The organism is Nocardia africana NBRC 100379 (assembly GCF_001612635.1).
In the GTDB taxonomy this organism is placed as follows: Bacteria; Actinomycetota; Actinomycetes; order Mycobacteriales; family Mycobacteriaceae; genus Nocardia; species Nocardia africana.
The window spans coordinates 157,598-175,780 of record NZ_BDAV01000003.1 but is presented as its reverse complement, the minus strand read 5'-3'; the positions used below and the strand labels follow the sequence as shown (position 1 = coordinate 175,780).

19 protein-coding genes, 1 tRNA gene and 1 pseudogene are annotated in these 18,183 nt (G+C 68.0%); 11 read left to right on the top strand and 10 right to left on the bottom strand.

The features are described from left to right. Both NA3_RS03940 and NA3_RS03935 read left to right on the top strand, forming a co-directional pair. Nucleotides 1-191 (top strand): annotated as a pseudogene (locus NA3_RS03940) (ABC transporter substrate-binding protein); the annotation flags it as partial. A 75-nt stretch (nt 192-266) separates the two neighbouring features. Then, nucleotides 267-1,535 carry a low temperature requirement protein A gene (locus NA3_RS03935; protein ID WP_062962175.1) on the top strand — a complete coding sequence of 423 codons (1,269 nt, stop codon included), beginning with the start codon at nt 267-269 and terminating at the stop codon, nt 1,533-1,535. A gap of 25 nt (nt 1,536-1,560) precedes the next feature. Here the strand turns inward: NA3_RS03935 and NA3_RS03930 are convergent, their stop codons facing one another. From NA3_RS03930 to NA3_RS03915, 4 genes are all read right to left on the bottom strand, one after another. Further along, on the bottom strand, nt 1,561-1,851 hold the full coding sequence (locus tag NA3_RS03930; RefSeq protein WP_157126524.1) for a hypothetical protein: 291 nt from the start codon (nt 1,849-1,851) through the stop codon (nt 1,561-1,563). 179 nt (nt 1,852-2,030) lie between these two features. After that, a tRNA-Pro gene (locus NA3_RS03925) sits at nt 2,031-2,104 on the bottom strand. Between the two features lie 56 nt (nt 2,105-2,160). Beyond that, nucleotides 2,161-3,126 (bottom strand): DUF8017 domain-containing protein, encoded by a 966-nt coding sequence (locus tag NA3_RS03920; RefSeq protein WP_062962173.1) that lies wholly within the window; start codon nt 3,124-3,126, stop codon nt 2,161-2,163. Nucleotides 3,127-3,687: 561 nt separating this feature from the next. Next, nucleotides 3,688-4,674 carry a metallophosphoesterase gene (locus NA3_RS03915; protein ID WP_062962172.1) on the bottom strand — a complete coding sequence of 329 codons (987 nt, stop codon included), beginning with the start codon at nt 4,672-4,674 and terminating at the stop codon, nt 3,688-3,690. A 148-nt stretch (nt 4,675-4,822) separates the two neighbouring features. Between NA3_RS03915 and NA3_RS03910 the strand changes: the two genes are divergently transcribed. Next, a complete protein-coding gene (locus tag NA3_RS03910; protein ID WP_062962171.1) occupies nt 4,823-5,287 on the top strand; it encodes a GatB/YqeY domain-containing protein in 465 nt (154 codons plus the stop codon). A 63-nt stretch (nt 5,288-5,350) separates the two neighbouring features. On the opposite strand, the gene NA3_RS03905 is transcribed toward NA3_RS03910, so the two are convergent. After that, nucleotides 5,351-7,714 carry a penicillin-binding protein gene (locus tag NA3_RS03905; RefSeq protein ID WP_062962170.1) on the bottom strand — a complete coding sequence of 788 codons (2,364 nt, stop codon included), beginning with the start codon at nt 7,712-7,714 and terminating at the stop codon, nt 5,351-5,353. 281 nt (nt 7,715-7,995) lie between these two features. Between NA3_RS03905 and NA3_RS03900 the strand changes: the two genes are divergently transcribed. Beyond that, complete coding sequence (locus NA3_RS03900) at nt 7,996-8,319, top strand: WhiB family transcriptional regulator (RefSeq protein ID WP_030516437.1); 324 nt, start codon at nt 7,996-7,998, stop codon at nt 8,317-8,319. Nucleotides 8,320-8,448: 129 nt separating this feature from the next. Here NA3_RS03900 and bagB read toward each other — a convergent pair whose 3' ends face one another. Further along, nucleotides 8,449-9,654, bottom strand: coding sequence for an ATPase BagB (gene bagB / locus NA3_RS03895; RefSeq protein ID WP_062962169.1), 1,206 nt, complete (start codon nt 9,652-9,654; stop codon nt 8,449-8,451). Further along, a complete protein-coding gene (gene bagA / locus NA3_RS03890) occupies nt 9,654-10,673 on the bottom strand; it encodes an ATPase BagA (RefSeq protein ID WP_062962168.1) in 1,020 nt (339 codons plus the stop codon). Before bagA ends, bagB begins: the two co-directional genes overlap by 1 nt. Before the next feature lie 182 nt (nt 10,674-10,855). On the opposite strand from bagA, the gene sp36 reads away from it, so the two are divergent. Genes sp36 through NA3_RS03880 form a run of 3 tightly spaced genes read left to right on the top strand, consistent with a single transcriptional unit; the run spans nt 10,856 to nt 12,285 of the window. Then, complete coding sequence (gene sp36, locus NA3_RS36635) at nt 10,856-11,020, top strand: Sp36 family protein (protein ID WP_128145050.1); 165 nt, start codon at nt 10,856-10,858, stop codon at nt 11,018-11,020. Then, nucleotides 11,017-11,484: a RidA family protein gene (locus tag NA3_RS03885; protein ID WP_062962167.1), complete on the top strand. Its 468-nt coding sequence runs from the start codon at nt 11,017-11,019 to the stop codon at nt 11,482-11,484. Before sp36 ends, NA3_RS03885 begins: the two co-directional genes overlap by 4 nt. Before the next feature lie 9 nt (nt 11,485-11,493). Then, a complete protein-coding gene (locus tag NA3_RS03880) occupies nt 11,494-12,285 on the top strand; it encodes an MBL fold metallo-hydrolase (protein WP_062962166.1) in 792 nt (263 codons plus the stop codon). Between the two features lie 31 nt (nt 12,286-12,316). On the opposite strand, the gene NA3_RS03875 is transcribed toward NA3_RS03880, so the two are convergent. Together NA3_RS03875 and NA3_RS03870 are read right to left on the bottom strand one after the other, a co-directional pair. After that, a complete protein-coding gene (locus NA3_RS03875; RefSeq protein WP_019044571.1) occupies nt 12,317-12,991 on the bottom strand; it encodes a Crp/Fnr family transcriptional regulator in 675 nt (224 codons plus the stop codon). A 269-nt stretch (nt 12,992-13,260) separates the two neighbouring features. Next, a complete protein-coding gene (locus tag NA3_RS03870; protein WP_030516432.1) occupies nt 13,261-13,500 on the bottom strand; it encodes a hypothetical protein in 240 nt (79 codons plus the stop codon). A gap of 289 nt (nt 13,501-13,789) precedes the next feature. Between NA3_RS03870 and nth the strand changes: the two genes are divergently transcribed. Genes nth through NA3_RS03850 form a run of 4 tightly spaced genes read left to right on the top strand, consistent with a single transcriptional unit; the run spans nt 13,790 to nt 17,117 of the window. After that, nucleotides 13,790-14,470: an endonuclease III gene (gene nth / locus NA3_RS03865; RefSeq protein ID WP_084491087.1), complete on the top strand. Its 681-nt coding sequence runs from the start codon at nt 13,790-13,792 to the stop codon at nt 14,468-14,470. Further along, the gene (locus NA3_RS03860; protein WP_062962165.1) at nt 14,467-15,120 is read left to right on the top strand and encodes a TlpA family protein disulfide reductase; all 654 of its coding nucleotides are present in this window, start codon (nt 14,467-14,469) and stop codon (nt 15,118-15,120) included. The genes nth and NA3_RS03860 overlap by 4 nt, the downstream gene beginning before the upstream one ends. Before the next feature lie 57 nt (nt 15,121-15,177). Next, nucleotides 15,178-15,927, top strand: coding sequence for an NUDIX hydrolase (locus NA3_RS03855; RefSeq protein WP_062962164.1), 750 nt, complete (start codon nt 15,178-15,180; stop codon nt 15,925-15,927). Continuing rightward, nucleotides 15,924-17,117, top strand: coding sequence for a MarP family serine protease (locus NA3_RS03850; protein WP_062962163.1), 1,194 nt, complete (start codon nt 15,924-15,926; stop codon nt 17,115-17,117). The genes NA3_RS03855 and NA3_RS03850 overlap by 4 nt, the downstream gene beginning before the upstream one ends. Before the next feature lie 90 nt (nt 17,118-17,207). Here NA3_RS03850 and NA3_RS03845 read toward each other — a convergent pair whose 3' ends face one another. Next, on the bottom strand, nt 17,208-18,179 hold the full coding sequence (locus tag NA3_RS03845; RefSeq protein ID WP_062962162.1) for an alpha/beta fold hydrolase: 972 nt from the start codon (nt 18,177-18,179) through the stop codon (nt 17,208-17,210). Between the last annotated feature and the right edge of the window lie 4 nt (nt 18,180-18,183).

Here is an 18,183-nt window from a genome sequence, read left to right as displayed (position 1 = left end):
CCTCGACGCTGAAATACTGGCTGTCCGTGGGTGTTCCGGCGCGCTACGGCAAACTGTCGGACGAGGACTTCACCCGCTGGCAGAGCTGGCTCGAAGACACCGGGGCGATCGATCACAAGCTGGATCCGAGCAAGCTCTACACGAACAAGTTCAACTCGCTGCTGCAGTCGTCGGACGCTTCCGGGAAGTAGCGCTCGCACGCGTCGTGTCACGGCGGCGGGGCGGCAGCGGCGAGCCGACCCGCCGGTACGGCATCATCGGTGCCCATGAGCGACTCCGTATCCACCGGCGGCGCCCGCGGCCCGGCGCACCGCCTCGTCCCGATGACCGGCCGCGACCCCGACGAGCCGGGACGCGTGTCCTCACCGTTGGAGCTGCTGTTCGATCTGACCTTCGTGGTCGCGGTCGGCACCTCGGCGTCGTATTTCGCCGAGATGGTGGCGGACGGGCATGCGGGCAAGGCGGTGGTCGCCTTCGTGCTGGCGATGTTCGCGATCGTCAACGCCTGGATCAATTTCAGCTGGTTCGCCTCCGCGTTCGACACCGACGACTGGCTGTACCGCGTGCTGACCATGGTGGTGATGATCGGTGTCGTGGTCTTCGCCCTCGGCCTGCCCGCGATGTTCCATTCGGTCGATGTGGGCGATCACCTCGACGTGCGGGTGATGGTCGTCGGCTACATCGTGATGCGGATCGCGATGGTGCTGCAGTGGTGGCGCGCCGGGCGGGAGTCGCCCTCCTTCCGGCATGTCGGTTACGGAAGCATCCGCTGGACGATCATCGCCCAAATCGGTTGGGTGATCATCGGATTCGTCCACATGCCGCTGCTCGTGGCCGGGGTGGGATGCGTGCTGCTCGGTGTGCTGGAGCTGCTCGTACCGGTGCTGACGCAGGGCCGCGCGAGTGGCACCCCGTGGCATCCGCACCACGTCGCCGAGCGCTACAGCCTCTTCGCCATCATCGCGCTCGGTGAGGGCGTGGTCGGCACGGTCGCGTCCTCGGGCGGGCTGCTCGGCGGCAGCGACGGTGCGGACTGGAGTGCCGACGCGATCGCCATCGTGGTCGCCGGTGTGGGCCTGACCTTCGGCATGTGGTGGGTGTACTTCACGACCCCGTTCGGCGAGATCCTCGTGCACCGCCGCAACCGCGGCTACCTGTTCGGTTACGGCCACATCCCGCTCTACATGGGTATCGCCGGTTCCGGGGCGGGCCTGCACGTCGCGGGCCTGTCGCTGCAGCACCACTCCCATATCGGTCCGGTCGCGGTGGTCCTGGCCCTGGCGCTGCCGGTGGGCGTCTACCTGCTGATGGTCTACCTGCTGCACACCCTGCTGCTGTCGGCCCCCGACCCGTTCCACCTCCTGCTGCTCACCTTCACGGCCGTGGTGCTGGCCGCCGCGGTGATCATGGCCGCGCTGGGCGCCTCGATCGCTCTCTGCCTGCTGGTGGTGATGATCTCCCCGTTCATCACCGTGATCGGCTACGAGACCATCGGGTATCGGCACCAGCGCGAGATGCTGGCGAATCTGGAGTGAGCAGGCCCAGCGAGCGGGCCCGTGCCTACCGGGGACCGGGCGACCAGTACGGCGTCCGGGCAGGCTGCTGCTGCGCGGAATGCTGCTGCGGGGGGCTCCACAGCGGGACGTCCTGATTCTGCGGGGGGCTCCACAACGGAACATCCTGATTCTGCGGCGGAGTCCACATCGGCAGGTCCTGGTGCTGCGACGCCTCCGGGGCGGAACGTGCTCGCCGCCGCCCCGGCGCTCTCACCACACTGACGATCAACAGAATCGCTCCCGCGATGAGAATGATGATCCCCAGGATCACCACCAAGCCGATGAGTGCCGCCACGAACAAAGTTGTAGCACAAGGTTTTCCGGTGGTCCCGGAAATGGGAAGGGAGCCCGACCGGAGGATCGGGCTGTGGACGGTGAAGTCTCCCGAACCCGGCACCGCGATCCGCACCCGGCAAAGCAAGAGGCCCTGACCAGTGGATTGGTCAGGGCCTCCGCCGTGTCTCCACACACGAGTCGGGGTGACAGGATTTGAACCTGCGACCTCTTCGTCCCGAACGAAGCGCGCTACCAAGCTGCGCCACACCCCGTGAGTTGAGCCTGTCGTAGCTTACAGCAGGGGGGAGCGGATAATTAAATCCGCTGGTCAGCGGGCGGGGAGGGGGCGGATGGTGGAGAGGATGCGCTTGGCGGTTTCCTTGTCCACGGACTTGTCGACGCCGGTGTCGGCGGCGACGGTCATGACGAAGTTCCCGTTTTCGCTGGGGAAGGCGAAGGTGTAGACCGCGAAGGTCGTGGCGCAGCCGGGCGCCGGCGGGGGCGCGCTACCGGTGGTCTCCACGAAGGAGCCGTGCAGCTGCCCGTCCAGGGAGACCATCGGCTCGGCGGGGGCCGGGGCGGCGACGGTGGCGTTCGACCAGCCGAACTTGGCCATCCGGGCCCCGATATCGGCGGCGGCCGCGGCCGGGTCCGCCTGGGGGGACATGGTGAGGAAGGCGTTGGTCCGGGTGTAGTTCGGGCAGTAGTTCTTGCCGTCCTGCGCCAGGCCCGCGATTTCCAGTGGATTCGATCCCGAACCCCAGGCGGCGGTGCCGATCGGATCGATCTTCCACTCCGGGGGCGCGTCGTAGGCCGCGCCGCGGTCGGTGATCTGCACGACCTGGTAGCCGGGAACCATCGGCGGCGCCGCAGCGCCGGGCTGCGGCTTCGGCGCCGTCTGCTGTGGTCGCGACGGCGGTTGGGGCGGCTTGTTTTCGCTACTGAGCGCACTGACCATCGAAGGCTTGCCCGGACCCGCGGCGGCCGGCGAGTCGGAATGCCGGCTGGCGACGACTGCTACGGTGGCGCCGATCGCCACGACGACCAGTACCCCGATTCCGCTGAGCAGCAGAGCTTTCCGTCGCCGTGGCTTCTGCTCGGCCGGTGCCTGGAGCAACTCGGTGTGCGGATGCTGAGCCGTCGGCGGGCCCCAGGACGCCTGCTGCGATGCGGGGTGCGATCCGACCCCCAACTGCCAATCCGGCTCGGGGCGACCGTTACCGGACGGCGCCGAGAACTGTTGCTGGGAGGCAGTATTCGCGCCCGGCATCGCGTTGCCCGGCCACTGCGGCATCCCGGGTCGTGCCCCGAAGGCGGTGGTGGGCGCATCGGTTCCGCCCGGCCCCGACGGTGCACCCGGCGCGCCGGAATTCCACTGCCCGCCGAAGGGGTTCGGGTTGTTCGGACCGCCGGGCCCGCCCGGGGCGCCGAAACCGTGCGGCGACGGAGCGAAGCCCGTCGGCGTGCCCTGCGATGTCGGAGGAGCGTCGGGATGACCCTGTGGCGACCACGGATGAGCCGGAGCGGATTGTCCTCCGGCAGCGTCGTTCCCGTCGACGAGCGATCCGGGCGACCGGCCCGCGTCCGGCGGCGCGGGCTTCGCAGGCTCGGCCGGAGAGCCGGGTCGTGCGGGTTCGGCCGCGCCACCGGGAGGGGTGGGAATCGAACTCGGCCGAGCCCACGGAGAGCCTTGCGACACAGGGAAATTCGCACCCGGCACTCGCCGGATAGCCAGCGTCGGCGGGGTCTCGTTCGAGTCGGGAGTGGGTTCTCGTCGCGCGGTCGGATCGTCGTTCCGCTCGAACCCACTGTTCACCGTGTACCCCTGCCTGATGTCGTGCCTCGGCACGCCACCCTAGCGCGCCACGGCCTCCGATTCCGAGACGCCATGGCCACTGTCGGCGATGGGGCCTTTCGGCGGTGCGGCCACCAGCGTCAGCAGGGTCGCCTCGGGGCGGCAGCAGAAGCGGTACGGCGCCCACGGCGAGGTGCCCAGACCCGCGGACACGTGCAGCCGCGTGTGCGCACCCCAGCGCGACGGCCCCTTCACCCGGGACCGATCGATACCGCAGTTGGTGACCAGTGCGCCGAATCCCGGCAGGCACAGCTGTCCGCCGTGGGTGTGTCCGGCCAGCACGAGGTCGTACCCGTCACCGGCGAACCGGTCGAGCACCCGGGGTTCGGGCGAATGGGTGAGTCCGATGCTCAGATCGGCCAGGGGGTTCGGCGAGCCGGCGACGGTGTCGTACCGGTCGCGGGCCAGATGCGGATCGTCGACGCCGGCCGTCGAGATCTTGATTCCGGCGACCTCGAGATCGCGCCGAACATGGGTCAGATCCAGCCAGCCGCGCTCGCTGAACGCCGCGCGCAGATCCTGCCAGGGCAGCGGATCCCCGTGCACGCGCTTGTGGTTCTTGTCGAAGTACTTGAGCGGATTCTTCGGAACGGGCGCGAAATAGTCGTTACTGCCGAAGACGAAGATGCCCGGACGGGAGAGCAGCGCCGACAGCGACTGCACTACCGCGGGCACCGCCTTCGGATGCGCGAGATTGTCACCGGTGTTGACGACCAGGTCCGGTTCCAGGGCGGCGAGTTCGCGAACCCAGGCCTGTTTGAGTTTCTGGCCGGGCGTCATGTGCAGGTCGCTGATGTGCAGCACACGCAGGCTCGACGAGCCCGGCTGCAGCACCGGCATCGTGGCCTCACGAAGGACGAAGGCATTGCGTTCGATCAGCGAGGCATAGCCGATTCCGGCCACTGCGGTACCGGCGGCCGCGGCGGCGACCTTAGCTCCGGAGCCCAGCGCTGCTCGTCGAAGTGCGGGGGACGAGAATACGGGCATCAGCCCAGAATAGGCGACCACTGTGACGAATACCGAGTGTGATTCCGCACAGGCATCCGGTTTGCCGGGCGCTGTCGTACCCGTCCACCCGGCTCGACACGCGGAAATGCGGTGGGAGGGTCCGCGAACAACGGCTAGCGTGTGGCGCATGTCGGAACTCAAATCGAAGTTGCGCGCCGATCTGACCGCGGCCATGAAGGCCAAGGACACGTTGCGCCTCAACACGCTGCGCATGCTGCTGGCAGCCGTGCAGAACGCCGAGGTCGCCGGCGCCCAGGCGAAGGAGCTCTCCGATGCCGAGGTGATCGCAGTCCTCGGCAAGGAGGCGAAGAAGCGCAACGAGGCGGCCGTCGTCTACGAACAGAACGGTCGCGGCGAGCTGGCCGCCAACGAGCGCGCCGAGCAGGAGATCATCGACGAGTATCTGCCGACCCCGCTCACCGAGGCCGAGGTCGCCGACATCGCCGATACCGCCATCGCCGACGTGGCCGAGCAGTTGGGCGAGCGTCCGGGCATGAAACAGATGGGCCAGGTCATGAAGGTCGCGACCGCGCTGGCCGCCGGCCGCGCGGACGGTTCGCGGATCTCGGCCGCGGTCAAGGCCCGGTTGTAGCTTCACCGGACAAAGCGAGAGGCCGGCGAATGTGTCGCACATTCGCCGGCCTCTCGCGTATCGCTACCGGGGGATCGGGATCGGAATCGGTGGCAGCCGCGGTATCGGCGGCAGACCCGGGAGCACCGGCGGCGCCGGCGGCGGTCCGGGGCGCGGAATCTCCCGCTGGGTGCCGTCGCTGACGAGCACGGTGATCACCGATCCGGGAATGGCCGAGCCGTTCGGCGTGGTAGCGGTGACCGTCCCCTTGGCCGCCGACCCGGGCGTGGTGACCGTCGACACCTGGAAGCCCGCGCCGATGAGCACCGAACGGGCCTCGGACTCCGACATGCCGTTCACATCCGGAATCTGGGCATTGTTCGAGCCGCGCACATATTTGTCGTCCAGCGGCGGCAGGGTGGGCGGCGGGAATTTGTCGAGTACCGGTTTGATACCGCCGAACCAGCTGCGAGCCGGTTCGTTACCGCCGAAGAGGTTGCCGTCACCGCAGGTGCGTAGCGGGAACGAGCAGATCTCGCCGGGCGTCGGGGAGTCGCCGTAGATGTAGGCGGAGCCGGCCATCGAATTGGTGAAGCCGAGGAACGCCGAGGACCGGTGGGTTTCGGTGGTTCCCGTCTTGGCCGACACCGGTGCGTTCCAGCCCACCGCGCGGGCCGAACCGGCCGCGGTACCGCCCACGGCGTCCTGGCTCAGCGCATTGGCGAGGGTGTTCGCCAACCCGGGCTCGACGACCTGTTCACAGGGCTGCTGGGTGAGCGGAACCTGCTTACCGTCGCGGTCGATCACCTCGGCGATCGGCGAGGGCGGGCACCACTTGCCGCCGGAGGCCAGCGTCGCGGCGACATTGGACAATTCCAGCGGATTGATCGCGACCGGTCCCAGGGTGAACGAGCCCAGATTCTGCTGTTTGATCATGTCCGCCAGGCTCTGATTGCCGTGGCCGGAGGTGCCCGCTTCGGTGTAGGAGCGCATCCCGAGCCGGACCGCCATATCGACCGTCGGTGTCACGCCGACGTCCTGAATGAGCTTGACGAACGCGGTATTCGGCGACTGCGCCAACGCCTCGGTCACCGACTCCGGCGATTTGTAATTACCGACGTTCTTCACGCAATAGGTGGCGGGCGGACAGCCCGGGGCGCCACCGTTACCCATACCCTTCGCGGCGAAGAACGACGGCACATCCAGCTGAGCGCTGGTGCCCAGCCCCTTCTCCATCGCGGCGGCCGTGGTGAAGATCTTGAAAATCGACCCGGCACCGTCACCGACCATCGAATACGGCTGCGGTTGGACGGTTTGATGCGCACCCTGATCCAGACCGTAGGTGCGGCTCGAGGTCATCGCCAGGATGTGGTGGGAGTCCTGGCCGGGAGCGATGATGCTCATGACCTCGGCGATATTCTCCAGATTCGGATCGGTGTTCGCCGTGACGGCGGCCTTGACCGAATTCTGCACCGCCGGATCCAATGTGGTGCGAATCAGATATCCGCCCTTGTCCATCTGATCCTTGCTGATTCCCGCATTGGCGAGATACTGCAGCGCGTAATCACAGAAATAGCCACGGTCACCTGCGGCGATGCATCCGCGCGGCAGGCCCTTGGGCTCCGGCAGCACGCCCAGTGGCTGCTCCTTGGCGGCCCGGAATTCGTCGGCCCGGCTCGGAATGTTCTGGATCAGCGTGTCCAACACCGTATTACGCCGCTCCAGCACACCCTTGGGATTGGTGTACGGGTTGAGTTTGGAGCTGGACTGGACCATGCCGGCGAGCATGGCGGCCTGCGCGACCTTCAAATCCTTCGCGTCGACGCCGAAATAGGTCTGCGCCGCGTCCTGAATTCCGTAGGAGCCGTTGCCGAACGGCACCAGATTCAGGTAGCGGGTGAGGATCTCGTCCTTGGTGAGCTCTTTCTCCAAGGTCAGCGCCATGCGGATTTCGCGCAGTTTACGGGCCGGCGTGGTCTCGATCGCGGCCCGGCGTTCGGCGTCGGTTTTCGCGACCACCAGCAGCTGGAAGTTCTTCACGTACTGCTGGTCGATGGTCGAGGCGCCCTGCTGTACCTCACCGCTCGAGGTGTTGGTCAGGAATGCGCGCAGCGTGCCCTGCCAGTCGACGCCGCCGTGTTCGGCGAAGCGTTTGTCCTCGATGGAGACGATCGCCAACTTCATATCGTTGGCGATCTTGTCGCTGGGGACCTCGAAACGTCTCTGTTCGTACAGCCACGCGATGGGGGCTCCGGTCGCATCGACCATCGTGGACACCGCCGGCGCGGTGCCCGCCACCAACTCCGCGGAAACGTTGTCCACGGCATCGGCTGCGCGGTTCGACATGTACCCGAAGCCGCCGGCGAGCGGGAACAGCAATCCGGCGACGAGTACGGCCGCTAGGACGCAGGCGCCGGCGAGCCTCGCGAGCGTTTGTGAGATCGGCACGCGCCCCAGCCTAATTGGCCCGCCGTCACACGCGCGGTGCGCGGTCGGCGGCGCGCCATGACCGCTGGTCGGGCGGCCCCCGCAGGGACGGGCGTACCAGAAAATACGGGCACGGTCTTGCGCTCGCCCCATACCTTTACCTAGATTGAGAACCCAGTGTGATAGAGCTAACACTCAAAGTGGAATGTGGTGCGGAGCGCAGCGGGGTTGGGTTGCTGTGGGCTGCACGCGATTCCGGAGCGCCGTTGACCCGGTGTTCGGACTGCAAAGGGGCACACCAAATGCACATGACTACCCCCATCGCTCGATTGGACGTGGAGCAGGCCGAAGCGAGAATCGCCTGGGTGTCCCAGGCCCGATGCAAGGAAGTGGATCCCGACCAGTTGTTCGTGCGTGGTGCCGCCCAGCGCAAGGCGGCCACCATCTGCCGGCACTGCCCGGTGCTCATGGAGTGCGGTGCCGACGCCCTCGACAATCGAGTGGAATTCGGTGTGTGGGGTGGGATGACCGAGCGGCAGCGGCGTGCGCTGCTCAAGCAGCATCCCGAGGTGACCTCGTGGGCGGACTTCTTCCGGGCCCAGCGTCAGCAGAAGGTCGCGATGTAGTCGAGTCCGGTACGGTCCGAGCCCGCGCGTGCGGGCTCGGACCGTTTTCCGGCCGGTGACGTGCGGAATCGGGGCCGCACGTCAGCGCCACTCACATCAGCGCCGCTCATGTCGGCGCCACGGAAGAATTCAGGCCGCGCCGGATCCGGCGAGCTGTTCGCCGACCGCGCGCAACGCGTCCAGATCGGACACTTCGAACGGCAGGGCGGTCACCGTCACGATCGGCACCCGCGGATGAGCGCCGGTGAAGCGGTGCAGCAGATGCTGTTCGCGCTTGGCGGTGACCGCGCGATGGGCGTGGATGCGCAGGATGTCGGCGGTCAGCGTCGCGGGATCGGTGGCGGCGTCCGCGGCCACGGCCTCCTTCGAGGTGCCGTCGGCATCGCTGCCGGCGCCGGGGCTCAGCCGGTCCGCGGCGGCGATCGCCTGAGCCGACGAGAGGGTGCACAGCACCGGATGGGTGCGATTGAGGACCAGCCCGGCCAGTGGCATTCCGTCGGTCGAGAGCCGATCCACGAAGAACGACGCCTCGCGCAGCGCGTCCGGTTCGGCCGCGGCGACCACCACGAAATGGGTTCCGGGCCGCGAGAGCATGGCGTAGGTGCGCTCGGCGCGGTCCTGGAAGCCGCCGAACATCGATTCCAGCGACTGCAGGAACAGCGAGGCGTCCTTGAGCATCTGCCCGCCCACGACCGTGGACACCCCGCGCACGGCGAGGCTCATCGCGCCGGTGACGAAGCGGCCGACGCCGCGGCCGGGCGCCATGATGACGCGGATCATCCGGCCGTTGAGGAAATTGCCCAGCCGCTTGGGCGCGTCGAGGAAATCCAGGGCATTGCGCGAGGGCGGGGTGTCGACGACGACCAGATCCCACTCGCGGCGGCCGACGAGCTGGCCCAGCTTCTCCATCGCCATGTACTCCTGCGTTCCGCCGAAGGAGGAGGCGACGGTCTGATAGAAGGGGTTGGCGAAGATCTGCTCGGCCTTGTCCGGGCTGGTGTGCTCGAGCACCATCTCGTCGAAGGTGCGGCGCATGTTGAGCATCATCGCGTACAGCTCACCCTTGGCCGTCTCGGGCAGCTGGACGCGCTGGGGCGCGTTGCCGAGGTCGCTGACGCCCAGGGATTGAGCCAGCCGCCGCGCCGGGTCGATGGTCAGCACCACGACCTTGCGGCCCTCTTCGGCCGCGCGTAGCGCGAGCGCCGCGGCGGTCGTGGTCTTACCGACCCCGCCGGAGCCGCAGCACACCACTACCCGCGCGGTGGGGTCGGCGATGATGGCCTCGATGTCCAGCAGCGGAGTCGCCGGGGGGATCAGCGGGCTCGGATGGCTCATCAGCGGACTCCCTGCGCGCTCAGATGCTCGGCCAGTTCGTACAGTCCGCCCAGGTCCATACCGTCGGGCAAGGCGGGCAGATACAAGCGGCTGATATCCACCTTCGCCAGTTCGGCGGAGCTGTCGTCCTGGGCCTGCAGGGTTGCCGAATGTTCGACGGCTTCCCGGATCAGACCCTGGAAGTCGTTGTCGTCCACCGTGATTCCGGCCTCGGTCAGTCCCGCCCGGACGGCATCCAGATCGACGTCACCGGTCGCGACCCGGGCGCGCACCGGTGCGGGAAGAAAGCCCTCGGTGGCGCGATTGACGATGACCGTGCCGATCCGGAAATCCGATTCGGTCAACTCGGCGATCGCGTCCGCGGTCTCCTGCACGGGCAACGCCTCGAGCAGGGTCACCAAGTGGACGACGGTCTGCTCGGAATGCAGCAGCGCCGAAACGCCCTCGGCCTGCCCGGCGATCGGCCCGCCCTTGGCGACCTCGGCCATGGCCTTGGTGACGTCGAGGAAGCCGGCGATGCGACCCGTCGGCGGGGCGTCGACGACGATCTCGTCGTAGACGCGCCGACCGGATTTGTCCGTGCGGACGGCGCATTCCTTGATCTTGCCGGTCAGTATCACGTCCCGCAGACCCGGTGCGATCGTCGTCACGAATTCGATGGCGCCCATCCGGCGCATCGCCCGGCCCGCGAAGCCGAGGTTGTAGAACATGTCGAGATATTCGAGGAAGGCGTGTTCGATATCGAGGGCCAGCGCCATCACCTCACCGCCGCCGTCGGCGGTGGCGATCTTGGTTTCGGTGGGCGGCAGCGGTGGCAGATCGAACAATTGGGCAATCGATTGGCGGCCCTCCACCTCGACCAGCAGTACCCGGCGCCCGCCCGCGGCCAATGCGAGTGCCAAAGCGCCTGCGACCGTGGATTTTCCGGTCCCACCCTTGCCGGACACGTAATGCAGCCGCGCTTTGTCGGCTCGGTCCGGCCACCCTAATTTCAGTCCCGGCTCTTGCGAAACGGGCACTGCTGTCGGTACTCCCACGTTCGCGAGCCTATAACCCGTTACGAAACAGCGACCAGAGGATCGCCCTACTGTCTCGTAGGCCACAGCGCACTTCCGTGCGAGCCGGCACTGTGCTGATCGGTCTGCGGCGAGTGTCTCGGCCGCACCGTTCACCGTCGGTTCACCCAGTACGCTTCTGCGACATGAGCGATGTGGCGGTCTGGGAATACGCGACGGTGCCGCTGTTGACGCATGCGACGAAACAGATTCTGGATCAGTGGGGCGCCGACGGCTGGGAGCTGGTCACGGTGCTGCCGGGGCCGACCGGTGAACAGCACGTGGCCTACCTGAAGCGGCCCAAGCAGTGACGGCCGGTACCGACTGGCGCGCCAACCTCGACCGACTGGGTCTCGCGCTGCCGCCGGTCGCCGCTCCGGCGGGCGCCTACATTCCGGCGGTGCGCAGCGGTTCGCTGGTGTACACCGCCGGCCAGCTGCCGTTCGTCGACGGCGCGCTGTCGGCGACGGGCAAGGTCGGCGCCGAGGTGAGTGTCGAGGACGCCGCGCGGGCCGCCGGCCTGTGCGCGCTGAACGCGCTGGCGGCGGTTCACGATCTGGTCGGTCTGGACGCGGTCGTGCGGATCGTGAAGGTGGTGGGATTCGTCGCCTCGGCACCGGGTTTCACCGATCAGCCGCTGGTGATCAACGGCGCATCCGAGCTGCTGGGCGAGGTGTTCGGCGCGGCCGGAGTGCACGCCCGCTCCGCGGTCGGGGTGTTCGAGTTGCCCAAGAACACTCCCGTTGAGGTGGAGCTGATCGCCGAAGTGCGGTAGGCAAGGTAGATGACCCTCACTCATCCCGCGTACGGACAACTGCGGCCGGTCACCGGTACCGCTTCGGTGCTGTTGGCCGACAATCCGAACCAGATGACGCTGGAGGGCACCAACACCTGGATTCTGCGGGCGCCGGATCGATCCGACTGTGTGGTGATCGATCCGGGGCCCAAGGACAAGGCGCACAGCGAGGCGATCGCCCGTGCCACCGACGGACATATCGCCCTGACGCTGATCACGCATCACCATCACGACCACACCGGCGGCATCGACCGGCTGGTGAAACTGACCGGAACGCCGGTGCGCGCGATGGATCCGAAATATCTGTCCGGCGCCTCGGCGCCGCTCACCGACGGCGAGGTCGTCGAGGCGGCCGGGCTGCGCCTCACGGTGCTGGGCACCCCGGGGCACACCCAGGATTCGGTCAGTCTGCTCCTCGACGACGCGCTGATCACCGGCGATACCGTGCTGGGCAGCGGTACGACGGTGCTGGAATCGCGGGACGACGCGCTCGGCGACTATCTCGCCTCCCTCGAGCTGCTCGCCCGGCACGCCCCCGGCCGTGCGCTGCTCCCGGCGCACGGCCCCGATCACCCGCAGGCCGAGCCGGTGATCGGCTACTACATCGAGCATCGGCATCAGCGCCTGAACCAGGTGCGGGCGGCGTTACGCGAACTCGGTGAGAACGCGACACCGCTACAGGTCGTGGCGAAGGTGTACGCCGATGTGGACAAACGGCTGTGGCCGGCCGCGCGCAGCTCGGTCAAGGCCCAGCTCGCCTATCTGCGCGGCCGGAACTGATCCGGATGCGCCGGAGCGCGGTGGGAAATCCCTACCGCGCCCGGCGAGCCAGCCGCTCCGAATCGGAGATCAGCACGCTCTTGCCCTCGAGCCGCAGCCACCCGCGGTGGGCGAAATCGGCCAGGGCCTTGTTCACCGTCTCGCGCGAGGCGCCGACCAGCTGGGCGATCTCTTCCTGGGTGAGGTCGTGGGTGACCCGCAGGGCACCGGCCTCCTGAGTGCCGAACCGCTGCGCGAGCTGCAACAGCGCCTTGGCGACTCGACCCGGGACATCGGTGAAGATCAGGTCGGCCAGGTTGTTGTTGGTACGGCGGAGGCGGCGGGCGAGCACCCGCAGCAACTGTTCGGCGATCTCCGGCCGCTGGTCGATCCACGCCTTGAGCGCATCGCGATCCATGGTCACCGCACGCACCTCGGTCACGGTGGTGGCCGTGGAGGTACGCGGGCCCGGGTCGAAGATCGAAAGCTCGCCGAACATATCCGACGGGCCCATGATGGTCAGCAGATTCTCGCGCCCGTCCGGGGAACGGCGGCCGATCTTCACCTTGCCCGACGTGATGATGTACAGCCGATCGCCGGGCTCGCCCTCATTGAAAATGACATGGCCACGTGGAAAATCCACCGGCTGAAGCTGTTTGGCGAGAGCAGCCACCGCGGTGGGCTCTACGCCTTGGAAGATGCCTGCTCTGGCGAGGGCCTCGTCCACGAATGTGCTCCTTATGGGAATTGACGGTGCTTACTGCGGCGTCAGCGGGTCCCTACGTGGTACGCAGGCTGCCGCCTGGCTCGGCGTCGCTCGCCACAGTGCTGGACCGAAGCGTTCGGCCGACAGTGCAGTCTACTTGCCAACCACGCAGCGTAGTGACAGACACCACGTAACGTGCGGTTTGTGAACGGGCGCGGCGTCGCGGAAAGTTCCCGGGCTCGAGTATTCGCGGGTCGGGTGCGGTGGTGTCGCCGGACGGCGGAATCGGTCTAACTGGCCTGGGCGACGTCCAATTCGTCGCGATTACGACGGCGGCCGCCGGAGCCGGCGTGTGCGGGCACGCCCAACTTCGCCAGCTCGTTGACCTCGGCATTGCTGGCCCTGTCCAGATATTGCTGGACCTCTTCACCCGGTTCGAGCAGCTTGCGCAGCCGGTTCTCGACACGTTCCATGAACAGTGCGAAAAGCATCAACACCACCGGGAAGAGCACCACAGCGAGTCCTTGCATACGGGTGAGTAAACACGGAGAAGGTCTCAGATGGAACACGGGGATTGTTCGCGATCGCGCTCACGTCGGTGCGGTTCCGTATGGTGGACGAGTGCGTGAACCCAGATCCACCGCCGTGAACGGGCACGAGACGGCCGCGACGGCCACCGATGCGGCGTCGGTCACATCGACCGAATCGAGTTCTCCGGCTCGAAAAAAACTTCCGCAGAAATCCGCGCCCGCGAACTCGAAACCGGCCGCCCGATTCGCCGGCGAAACCCGGCTGGGTCTGGTACGCCGCGCCCGGCGGATGAATCGCACGCTGGCGCTGGCATTTCCCGACGCGCACTGCGAACTGGATTTCACCACCCCGCTCGAATTGGCCGTGGCCACAATCCTTTCCGCGCAATGTACCGACGTCCGGGTGAATCAGACGACTCCGGCATTGTTCGCCCGGTATCGCGACGCCAAGGCCTATGCCGAGGCCGATCGCACGGAACTCGAGGAATACATCCGGCCCACCGGCTTCTATCGCAACAAGACGAGTTCGCTGATCGGTCTGGGGCAGGCGCTGCTGGAACACCACGACGGCGTCCTGCCGCACACGTTGGCCGAATTGGTGAAGCTGCCGGGGATCGGGCGCAAGACCGCCAATGTCATCCTCGGCAACGCCTTCGATGTGCCGGGAATCACTGTCGATACCCATTTCTCGCGGCTGGTGCAGCGGTGGAAATGGACCACCGAGGACGATCCGGTCAAGATCGAACACGCCGTCGGCGAACTGATCGAGCGCAAGGAATGGACGATGCTCTCGCATCGGGTGATCTTCCACGGCCGCCGCGTCTGCCATTCCCGTAAACCGGCGTGCGGCGCGTGCCTGCTGGCCAAGGATTGCCCCTCGTTCGGAATCGGCCCGACCGACCCCGTGACGGCCGCCGCACTGGTGAAGGGACCCGAGGCCGAGCATCTGCTCGAATTGGTGGGCCGGTGAAGTCGGTTCCGACGGCGTGGCGATGGACATTCGTCGTTCTCATAGCCGTGGTGGCACTCGCGGTCGCGGTCTGGCCGCGCGGCGACCACCACAGTCCGTCCGTGACCGCCACCGCGGTGCAGGGCGGCCCCGCGTCCGCCTCCGACGGTCAGCGTGCCGCGGCCGCGTTGGCCGACTGTCCGCGCCCGGGCGCCGCGACGGCCCAGCAGCCCGCGCCGGCCTCCGGTCCGCTGGCCGGAATCACGCTCGGATGTCTGGCCGACGGCCGTCCGGTCGATCTCGGCGCATCGTTGGCCGGGCGTCCGGCCCTGGTGAATCTGTGGGCCTACTGGTGTGAGCCGTGCGCCCGGGAACTGCCCGCGTTGCAGCGATTCTCGGCGCGCGCCGGTAACGCGCTGACCGTCGTGACCGTGCACAGCGATCCCGACGAGGGCAAGGCGCTGGCCCGGTTGCGCGACCTCGACGTGCGTCTGCCGGGTATGCAGGACGGCACCGGAAAGGTGCGCACGGCCGTGCGAGCGCCGGCCGTGCTGCCGGTCTCGGTACTGGTCCGCGCCGACGGTTCGATCGCGAAGGTGGTGGTCCGGCCGTTCGACACCGCAGACGACGTCGCCGCCACCGTCGCGCAGGAATTGGGGGTGCGGGTGTGAACGGGCAGGCAGTGCGCACCACCGTGGAAGGCCTCGTCCGTGCCCGATAGATCCGAGATGAACGACAATTCGACAGCTGAGAACCGGCCGCAACTGCTCGCCACCGATATCCCCGACTGGTTGCGCGGAGTGGCCGAACACGAACCGGCCGATCCGACGGGCGTGAACCAAGTGCTCAGACGCACCGCGGGCAAGGTGGCCGCGGCCGCTCTGCGCCCCCGCGAGGCCGCCGTCCTCGTCCTGTTCGGCGGTTCGCCGGAATCCGATTCCGGAGCCCGCGGCGGTCTCCCGGCCGACGCCGACGTGTTGCTGACCCAGCGCGCCGCCACCCTGCGCCAGCACCGCGGACAGGTCGCCTTTCCCGGCGGCGGGGTGGAACCGGGTGACGACGGTCCCGTCGGCACCGCGCTGCGCGAGGCGCGCGAGGAAACCGGTCTGGACCCCGTGGGCGTGGAACCGTTCGCGATCCTGCCCAAGATCTTCGTCCCGCCGTCCCGGTTCGACGTCACGCCGGTGGTCGCGTATTGGCGCACGCCCGGTGAGGTGCGGGTGGTCAGCGAGACCGAGGCCGCCCGCGTGGTGCGGGTGCCGCTGGCGGATCTGATCGACCCGGCGAACCGATTCGTCGTTCGCCATCCGCTGGGGTACATGGGACCGGCGTTCGCGGTCGATGGCATGCTCGTCTGGGGTTTCACCGCCGGTGTGCTCGCCGGTCTGCTTGCGGTATCGGGATGGGAGCGGGACTGGGATCACCACGATGTGCGTGATCTGCAGGCCTCGCTCGCGGCAGTGGGGATGACGTTATGAGTAGTTCCGGGTGGCTCGACCTCGCGGTCGTGATCATCGCGCTGCTGGCTGCCACCTCGGGGTGGAGACAGGGCGCGGTGGCCTCGGCGCTCGGATTTCTCGGCGTGGTGCTCGGCGCGGTCGCCGGCATCCTGATCGCGCCGCACATCCTGCAGCACATCAGCGAGGGCCGGAAGCGGGTCCTGGTCGGCGTCGTGCTGATCGTCGCGCTGGTGATCGTCGGCGAGGTGGCGGGCATGGTGCTGGGCCGCGCCGCGCGCAGCGGTATGCGGCATCCGTTCACCCGCAGTATCGACAGCGTCGTGGGTGCGGCGCTGCAGTGTGTGGCCGTGCTGGTCACCGCCTGGCTGCTGGCGTTGCCGCTCGCATCGTCCTCGCAGCCGGGTATCGCCGCCGCGGTCAACGGCTCCCGGGTACTCGCCGACGTGAATGGGGTCGCGCCGAACTGGTTGCGCCGCGTGCCGAACGAATTCTCCAAACTGCTCAACACCTCGGGCCTGCCCGAGGTGATCGGCCCGTTCGGCCGGGCGCCGATCGCCGCGGTCGAGCCGCCGGACCCGAGCGTTCTCGACACGCCCGTCGCATTGAATCTCCAGCACAGCGTGTTGCGGGTGAACGGTGTGGCGCCGAGTTGTCAGCGCGCGCTGGAAGGGTCCGGATTCGTCGTGGCGCCCGAGCGCATCATGACCAACGCGCACGTGGTCGCGGGGACTTCCACCGTGCAGGTCGACACCGCGCGCGGCCGCCTGGACGCGACGGTGGTGCTGTTCGACCCGTCCAAGGACATCGCCATCCTGGCCGTTCCCGGGCTCAACGCGCCGGTGATCCCGCTCGCCCCGTCGCCCGGAAAATCCGGGCAGAGCTCGATCGTGCTCGGCTACCCCGGCGGTGGCCCGTACACCGCCAGCGCGGCCCGGGTGCGCGAGACGCTCGAGCTGACCGGTCCCGACATCTACAAGAGCAACACCGTCGAACGTCAGGTCTACACCGTGCGCGGCCGGGTGCGTGCCGGCAATTCCGGTGGGCCGCTGGTGGACACCGACGGTGAGGTGCTGGGCGTGGTCTTCGGCGCCGCCGTCACCGACGACGACACCGGCTATGTGCTCACCTTGAAGGAGGTCGAATCCGATCTGCAGGCCGCGCCGAATTCGAACGCCCCCGTCGGCACCGGTGACTGTGTCCTGAGCTGACGCGCCGTGGCCTCGGCCGGCGTTGTGGACGGGCCGTTGCGACCGTGCAGGCGTCCGGTGCGGTGAGCAGGACGCGAACGTGTTCCCGCGCTAGGCGTATTGCGCGGTGGCCGGGTCGCCGAGCAGTTTCGACAGCTCCGTCGTCACGGCGTCCGGGTTCTCCTGGTGGGCGAAGTGCCCGGCCTGCGGGATCGTGACCACCCGGCGGTCCGGTGCGAGTTTGCCGGCGCCGCGCACCGTCGATTCGAGTATGTACTGGTCGGCGTCGCCGCGCAGGATCAGCGTCGGCACGCGGACGGGTTCGCGCATCGCCGCCAGGAAGCGGCGGCCGTCGGGGCGCCACTGACTACGGAAGGCCCAGCGCTGATATTCCAGGGCACAGTGGGCCGCGCCGGGTATCCGGATCGCCGAGCGCATGCGCTGCGCGGTGTCGACGAACTCCGTAGTGCCCGCCCACCGCGGCGCGACCCGCTCGCGCACGAGGCGTTCGATTTCGAATCCGTCCTGCCGGGTGAGCCGGCGCTCGCCGTAGCGCGGCAGCTGATACCGCAGGAAATTCGGCAGATAGGCCGCGCGCTGGCGACGATCGCGCAGCACGGCCCGCTTCAGCGCCACCGGATGCGGTGAGGCGATCAGCGCGATCGAGCGCACCACCCGCGGATGCAGAACGGCGGTCGCCCAGCAGACCAGTCCACCTTCGGCATGGCCGACCAGGGTGGCGTCGGTATGCCCGAGCGCCCGCACCAGGCCGGCGATATCACCGGCCAGCGTCCAGCCGTCGTAGCCGCGCGGCGGTTTGTCGGAATCGCCGTACCCGCGCAGATCGACCGCGACCGCGCGGTAGCCGGCCTGGGTGAGCCCGGTCAGCTGATGCCGCCACGACCACCAGAAATCGCCGAAGCCGTGCAGGAGGACGACCAGCGGCCGCGCGGCATCGCCCACCGCGTCGTCGGCACCGCCCTCGGCGATGTGGAATCGGATGCCGTTGGCGTGCACATCGCGATGCGTCCACGGGCCGTCGAAGCGGACGCTGGACGGATCGGGAAGCGGATTCGACGACACGCCG